Origin of the sequence: Achromobacter sp. (assembly GCF_032113835.1) — a bacterium.
Classification (GTDB): domain Bacteria; phylum Pseudomonadota; class Gammaproteobacteria; order Burkholderiales; family Burkholderiaceae_B; genus Achromobacter.
Map to the genome: position 1 here is coordinate 52,640 of NZ_DAMCTG010000025.1, position 6,832 is coordinate 59,471.

At 66.9% G+C, this 6,832-nt stretch carries 5 protein-coding genes; 3 read left to right on the top strand and 2 right to left on the bottom strand.

Annotation, left to right across the window (positions count from 1 at the left end; all coding sequences use genetic code 11):
* Positions 1-16: 16 nt before the first annotated feature.
* Together RT697_RS11650 and RT697_RS11655 are read right to left on the bottom strand one after the other, a co-directional pair.
* The gene (locus RT697_RS11650; protein WP_175137153.1) at positions 17-1,699 is read right to left on the bottom strand and encodes an ABC transporter substrate-binding protein; all 1,683 of its coding nucleotides are present in this window, start codon (positions 1,697-1,699) and stop codon (positions 17-19) included.
* 60 nt (positions 1,700-1,759) lie between these two features.
* Positions 1,760-2,587 (bottom strand): hypothetical protein, encoded by an 828-nt coding sequence (locus RT697_RS11655; protein WP_313699009.1) that lies wholly within the window; start codon positions 2,585-2,587, stop codon positions 1,760-1,762.
* 226 nt (positions 2,588-2,813) lie between these two features.
* On the opposite strand from RT697_RS11655, the gene RT697_RS11660 reads away from it, so the two are divergent.
* Genes RT697_RS11660 through RT697_RS11670 form a run of 3 tightly spaced genes read left to right on the top strand, consistent with a single transcriptional unit; the run spans position 2,814 to position 6,667 of the window.
* Positions 2,814-4,055, top strand: a complete 1,242-nt coding sequence (locus RT697_RS11660) for an SfnB family sulfur acquisition oxidoreductase (protein WP_313699011.1) — start codon at positions 2,814-2,816, stop codon at positions 4,053-4,055.
* 4 nt (positions 4,056-4,059) lie between these two features.
* Complete coding sequence (locus RT697_RS11665) at positions 4,060-5,277, top strand: SfnB family sulfur acquisition oxidoreductase (RefSeq protein ID WP_313699013.1); 1,218 nt, start codon at positions 4,060-4,062, stop codon at positions 5,275-5,277.
* A 19-nt stretch (positions 5,278-5,296) separates the two neighbouring features.
* Positions 5,297-6,667 (top strand): LLM class flavin-dependent oxidoreductase, encoded by a 1,371-nt coding sequence (locus RT697_RS11670; protein WP_313699014.1) that lies wholly within the window; start codon positions 5,297-5,299, stop codon positions 6,665-6,667.
* Positions 6,668-6,832: the final 165 nt, after the last annotated feature.

Sequence of the window (6,832 nt, forward strand, 5' to 3'; positions counted from 1 at the left end):
GATCTTTCCCCGGCCGTCAGGCCTTGCCCAGCCAGACGTTGGCAAAGTTGTTGCGCGAATGGGACGACGCGTCCGTCACGTTGCGCACCTGCTTGTCCCACACGCCAAACCAGCGGAATTCGAACAGCCCGATCAGCGGCAGATCGCGCTGCGCCAGCCGCTGCACCTCGTTGTATTGCTCGATGCGCTTTTGCGGATCGGTTTCGATCTGCGCGGCTTCGATGGCCCGATCCATGTCGGCGTTCTTGTAGCCGGACACGTTGTACCAGGGCGTGCCCTTGGCCTCAGCCTTGCTCCAGTAGCGCGTCTCCACGCCCAGCTGCGGATCGATCAGCACCGTGCCCCACGAACTGATGAGCTGGAAGTTGTAGTCGGTGAACACGTTGCGCGTCCACGTCGCCAGATCCAGTCCGCGCAGCGTCACGTCGATGCCGATCTTGCGCAGCGCCTGGCGCACGAACTCGCCGGTGCGGCGGTAGTCGTCGCCGAACGGGATGTAGTCGTGCGTCAGCGCAAAGCGCCAGCCGTCGGCCTTGCGCGGGTAGCCGGCTTCGTCCAGCAGCTTTTCTGCCAGCGCCGGGTCGAAGGGATACTGCTGCACGTTGGGGTTGTGGTACGGCTTGACCAGCGACGGCACCGGGCTGACGAACGGTTCGGCATAGCCGTTCCATACGGTCTTGACCAGCACCTGCTTGTTCACCGCATGCGCGATGGCCTGGCGCACCTTCAGGTTCGACAGGATGGGATCGCGCAGGTTGGCTTCCAGCCACAGCCACGCCGCAAAGCCGTTGTAGCCGGACGTGTCCACGGCCAGCTTGGGCAGCTTGGACAGGCGCGTCGCATCGGTGAAGGCCACCGGATTGCGCTCGCCGTAGGCTACGCCGCCGGTTTCCAGCGCGGTGGCGCGGCCCGAGACGTCCGGAATGATCTTCCAGACGATGCGGTCCAGGTACGGGCGCTCCGGCTGCCAGTATTTCTCGTTCTTCTCCAGCACGATGTAGTTGCCCCGGTTCCATTCCTTGAACACGAAGGGGCCCGTGCCGATGGGCTTGTTGTTGTACGGATTGTTCTGGATGTCCGTGCCTTCAAACAGATGGCGCGGCAGGATCGGCGCGCCCAGCGAGTCGATGGCGTTCAGCGCGACCGGCGTGGGCTGGGACAGGTGCAGCACCACGGTGTGGTCGTCCGGCGCCTCGACCTTCTGCAGATACTGGAACACGCGGCGCGCGCTGGGCGCGTGCTTCAGCCAGACTTCCTCGGCCGACCACTTCACGTCCGCCGACGTGAACGGCTTGCCGTCATGCCACAGCACGCCCTGGCGCAGCTTGAAGGTGATGGTCTTGCCGTCCTCCGACACGGTCCAGCTTTCGGCCAGGACGGGGCGCGGCTTGAGGTCGGGGCCGTACTCCACCAGTCCATCGAAGATCTTGCTAACCACCGCGCCGGTCGGCGTGGACGAGTTCAGGTAGAACGCCAGCGTGGGCGGCTCCGGATGCACCACCGCATTGAGCACGCCGCCGCGCACCGCGCCGTCCACCGTGTTGGGCAGGCTGTTCGTGTCGGCGTGCGCGGGCGCAAAGATCACGTTGGGAAACAGGGCGCCCGAGCCCATCAGCGCCGCGGCGCCCATGAGCCAGCGGCGCAGCGGGCTGGCGGGCTGATCCTGATCGTCCGCGGCGGGGGGGAGAGACTGCGTCATCGTGGTGTCCTTGCGAGGGGGAATGGGGCGTCGTGCAGAAAAGGGGGGAGATGTGCGGGGTCACGCCGCCAGGCTGGTCAACGCGGGCAGATCCGCCGGATCGCGCCGCAACAGCGTGGCCAGCAGCTCGCGCCGCCACGCGTCGTACAGCGCGACGTGGTTGCGGGTGTCCAGGCGTGTGGCCCGTTGGTTCAGTTGCCAGGAGTCGCGCAGATAGGGGCCCAGGATGCGCTGCGCATCCTCGTCGGCCTGGATCAGGCCTTCCACCCAATCTTCACGCTGGGCCGGGTCGGCGCGTTCCAGCTTGTTCAGCCACCACTGCGTGATGCGGATACGGTGCGCTTCCTCGTCGGGCAGGATGCGGTTCTCGCCGAACTCGCGGTGGCCGAAGTCCAGCACCTGCGCGGTGCGCCGGTTCACGAACAGGCGCGCCAGGATGTAGTGCTCGTAGTGGAATTGCCACGCCAGGAAGTTCTGCCAGTTGCGTAAGGCAAAGCCGCCGATCAGGTCCCACGCGTCACGCACGCCGTCCTCGACCAGGGGCAGCGGATCGGCGCCCAGCAATATTGCGGCGCGTCCGCGCGAGAACTCCGCGTGCGCGGCGTCGTCGCCAAGCTGCCGCGCCAGCGCAAACTGAAACTCGACGTCGTCGTCGAACAGGCCCGATATCGCATGCGCGGCGACCTGCGTGATGAAGAGGTCATGCACGGTGTTCCACACAGCGTAGCGGCCGGCGGCCTCGCGCTCTTGCGCGTTCGCCAGGTCGCGCGGCGCATCGATGCGCGCGGCTGGAATGTTCGGCGCCACGACAAGCCGCAGATCGTCAAACAGCTGCGCTTCAAGCGCGCCGTCGTAATGCAGGGACAGGGGCAGATCCAGTTCGGGCATGGCGGCAGCAAGGTGGTTGGCGGAAAGACTCGACTCTAAGCAAGCGCCAATGCCCGCCACAAACATTCTTTGGTGATTTGGATATGCGCGCCGCACCTCGCTAACAAGGGCGCGCGCCGTGTTCGGCCGCATATGCCGATTTCAAATAAGCCAATGCAAAATCAGTTCTTCCGCTGCGCCATGGCCGCGACGTAGGCTGCATGTCTTCTCAACGCCGGGGCATTCCATGCCGCACGCTTCAAGCATTTCCACCACGCCCGACATCGACGAAGCGCCGCGGGTCGTGCCTGCCGCCCGCATCGCCGGCGACGCGCAAGCCATCGACGCCGCGCATGCGCTGGCCGCCGATTTCGCACAAGGCGCGGCGCAGCGGGACCGCGAGCGCGGCTTGCCGTGGCGCGAGATCGAACGCTATTCGGCGAGCGGGCTGGGCGGCATCACGGTGCCGCGTGAGTACGGCGGGCCGGACGTGTCTCACGTCACGCTGGCCGAGGTCTTTCGCATCATCAGCGCGGTGGATCCGTCGCTCGGCCAGATTCCGCAGAATCACTTCGGCTTTCTGAACCTGCTGCGCCTGACCGGGTCGCCAGCGCAGAAGCGGCGGTACTACGAGGGCGTGCTGGCGGGGCGGCGGCTGGGCAATGCCGGCCCTGAACGCCACACGCGACATACCCGCGACATCCAGACGCGCCTGGTGCCCGACGGCGACGGGTTTCGCGTCAGCGGCCGCAAGTTCTACTCCACCGGCGCGCTGTTCGCGCACTGGATCCCATCCAAGGTGCTGGACGCGCAGGGCAGGCTGGTGACGGTCGTGCTGGAACGCGGCGCGCCGGGCCTGACGGTGGTGGACGACTGGTCCAGCTTCGGCCAGCGCACCACGGCCAGCGGCACGGTGCTGCTGGACAACGTGCGCGTGGAAGCGGACAGCATCCTGCCCGCCTGGACCGTGCAGGAAAGCCCCGTGCTGATCGGACCCTTCGCGCAGCTGATGCAGGCCGCCATCGACGCCGGCATCGCACAGGGCGCCTTGAACGACACGGTGACCTTCCTGCGTGAACGCTCGCGCCCCTGGGTGGAGGCCAACGTCGAACGCGCAACGCAGGACCCGTACGTCATCGCCGACGTGGGGCGCCTGTACATCGAGCTGCATGCCGCCGAAGCGTTGCTGACCGAGGCCGCGCAACACCTGGACGACGCCGCGGCACGCGAGCTGGACGCGGATGCCGTGGCGGCCGCTTCCATCGTGGTGGCGCGCGCCAAGGCGCTGACCACGGAGATCGCGCTGACCGCCAGCGAAAAGCTCTTCGAGCTCTCGGGCTCGCGCGCGTCGCTGGCCGAGTTCAACCTGGACCGCCATTGGCGCAATGCGCGCACGCACACGCTGCACGATCCCGTGCGCTGGAAGTACCACGCCATCGGCAACCATGTGCTGAACGGCCAGCGTCCCAACCGCCATTCCTGGATCTGACCTCATGCCGCACCAGAACGTGTCCACGCTGGCGCCCCGCCGCGCCGCCATCATCCAGAACGACGCGCAGGCCATCGAGACCGCCCACGCGCTGGCCGCCGAATTCGCCGAAGAGGCTTCGGTGCGGGACCGCGAACGCCGCCTGCCCCTGCCGGAGCTGGAGCGCTATTCGCAGTCGGGCCTGTGGGGCATCACGGTGCCGCGCGAGCATGGTGGCGCCGGCGTCTCCCGCGTCACGCTCGCCGCCGTCACGGCGATCATCTCGCGCGCCGATGGCTCGCTGGGCCAGATTCCGCAGAACCACTATTACGCGCTGGAAGTGCTGCGCGTGAACGGCAACGCCGACCAGCAGGCCCGCTTCTACGCCCGCGCGCTCGCTGGCGACCGCTTCGGCAACGCGCTGGCCGAGGTCGGCACGCGCACCGCCGCCGAGCGCCGTACGCGCTTGACGCCCGACGGCCAGGAAGGCTGGCGCATCAACGGCAGCAAGTTCTACTGCACCGGCGCGCTCTATGCGCAGTGGATCCCCACCGCCACGGTGGACGAGGACGGCATCCAGCGCCTGGCCTTCGTGCGCCGCGACAGCCCCGGCGTCGAAGTCATCGACGACTGGTCCGGTTTCGGGCAGCGCGTGACCGGCAGCGGCACGGTGGTCTTCAAGGACGTGGCGGTGCCGCGGCAAGACGTGCTGCTGCTTGCCGATCCGTCCGCGCCCGCCAACACGATCAAGCCGCTGGCGCAACTGATCCACGCCGCCATTGACTTAGGGCTCGGCCAGGCCGCGCTGGCCGATGCCGTCGACTTCGTGCGCGAACGCTCGCGGCCGTGGATCGACGCTGGCGTCGACGAGGCGCGGCACGATCCGCTGACAATCAGCGAGTTCGGCCGCCTGTCCGTCCGGTTGGAGGCCGCCCGCGCCCTGGTGGCGCGCGCCGGCCGGATCCTGGACACGGCCACTGCAGATGCCACCCCGCAACACATCGCGGCCGCCGCCATCGCCGTGGCCGAGGCCCGCGCGCTCACCACCGAGGCGTCGCTGGCCGCCGGCACCAAGCTCTTCGAACTGTCGGGAACGCAATCCACGCTGGACCACCTGAACCTGGACCGCCACTGGCGCAACGCCCGCACCCACACCCTGCACGACCCGGTGCGCTGGAAGGTGCACGCCGTCGGCAACTACTACCTCAACGACGCCCCGCCTGCGCGCGTGGGCACCACCTGATACGCCGGAGCGGCTTGCCATGGCTAAAAAGCAGATTCTTCTGAACGCGTTCAACATGAACTGCGTCGGCCACATCAACCACGGCCTGTGGACGCATCCGCGCGACACGTCCACCCAGTACAAGACCCTGGAGTACTGGACGGATCTGGCCAAGCTGCTGGAACGCGGCCTCTTTGACGGCCTGTTCCTGGCCGACATCGTGGGCGTGTACGACGTCTACCAGGACTCGGCCGACATCACGCTGCGCGAGTCCATCCAGCTACCGGTCAACGATCCGCTGCTCACGGTATCCGCGATGGCGGCCGCCACGCGGCACCTGGGCTTCGGCGTGACGGTAAACCTGACCTACGAAGCGCCGTACCTGCTGGCGCGCCGCTTCTCGACGCTGGACCACCTGACCAACGGCCGCATCGGCTGGAACATCGTCACCGGCTACCTGGAAAGCGCGGCGCGCGCGATGGGCCTGTCGGAACAGATCGCCCACGACGAACGCTACGACCGCGCCGATGAATTCCTGGAGGTCGCCTACAAACTCTGGGAAGGCAGCTGGGACGACGACGCGGTGCACGCCGACAAACGCACCCGCCTCTACGCCGACCCGGCCGCCGTGCGCCCGGTGGACCACACAGGCAAGTACTACCGTGTGCAGGGCTACCACCTGTCCGAACCCTCACGCCAACGCACGCCGGTCCTCTACCAGGCAGGCTCCTCCGGCCGCGGCCAGGCCTTCGCCGCGCGCCATGCGGAGTGCGTGTTCGTCTCAAGTCAGACCAAGGAAGGCCTGCGCAAACTCGTCGCCGACGTCCGCGACGCGGTGGCCCGCGAGGGCCGCAATCCACGCGACATCAAGTTCTTCATGGGCGTGACAGTAGTGCCGGGCAGAACGGAGGCCGAGGCGCGCGAGAAGCACGCTGAATACCTGCGCTATGCCAACCCGGAAGCGGGCATGGCGCATTACGCCAGCTCCACAGGCATCGACTTCTCGCGCTATGCGCCCGATGAACCTATCCGTTACGTGAAGAACAACGCGATCGAATCGGCGGTGAAGAACCTGACCGTGGCGCGTACCGACCGCACGGTCAACGACCTGCTGGCCGACATGGCCCTAGGGGGCAGATATCCGGCGCTTGTTGGCAGCGCGGCGCAGATCGCGGACGAACTGGAGTCGTGGGTGGCCGAGACGGATATCGACGGATTCAACCTGGCGAGAACGGTGACGCCGGAATGCTATTCGGACTTCATCGACATCGTGGTGCCTGAGTTACAGGAGCGGGGGTCGTATAAGCGGGCGTATTCGGAGGGGTCATTGCGGGAGAAGTTGTTTGGCGAGGGGAGGGGGAGATTGCCGGAGGGGCATGTGGGGGCTGGATTTGGAGGCGTGCTGGTTTGAGATGCTGAGGCAGGGGTTCTCAGGCTGCGTCAGATATTCGTGGCTGCATCGGATCTTCGTGGTTGCATCAGATCTTCGTGGTTGCATCAGATCTTCGTAGCTGCATCAGATCTTCGTAGGTCGCCCGACGCCGCGGTCACCGTGGGCACGATCGCCCACGATTGC

What these genes read in the sequence shown, in the direction of transcription:
- RT697_RS11650 (WP_175137153.1), bottom strand. Translation starts at nt 1,699, where the DNA reads ATGACGCAGTCTCTCCCCCCCGCCGCGGACGATCAGGATCAGCCCGCC.
- RT697_RS11655 (WP_313699009.1), bottom strand. Translation starts at nt 2,587, where the DNA reads ATGCCCGAACTGGATCTGCCCCTGTCCCTGCATTACGACGGCGCGCTT.
- RT697_RS11660 (WP_313699011.1), top strand. Translation starts at nt 2,814, where the DNA reads ATGCCGCACGCTTCAAGCATTTCCACCACGCCCGACATCGACGAAGCG.
- RT697_RS11665 (WP_313699013.1), top strand. Translation starts at nt 4,060, where the DNA reads ATGCCGCACCAGAACGTGTCCACGCTGGCGCCCCGCCGCGCCGCCATC.
- RT697_RS11670 (WP_313699014.1), top strand. Translation starts at nt 5,297, where the DNA reads ATGGCTAAAAAGCAGATTCTTCTGAACGCGTTCAACATGAACTGCGTC.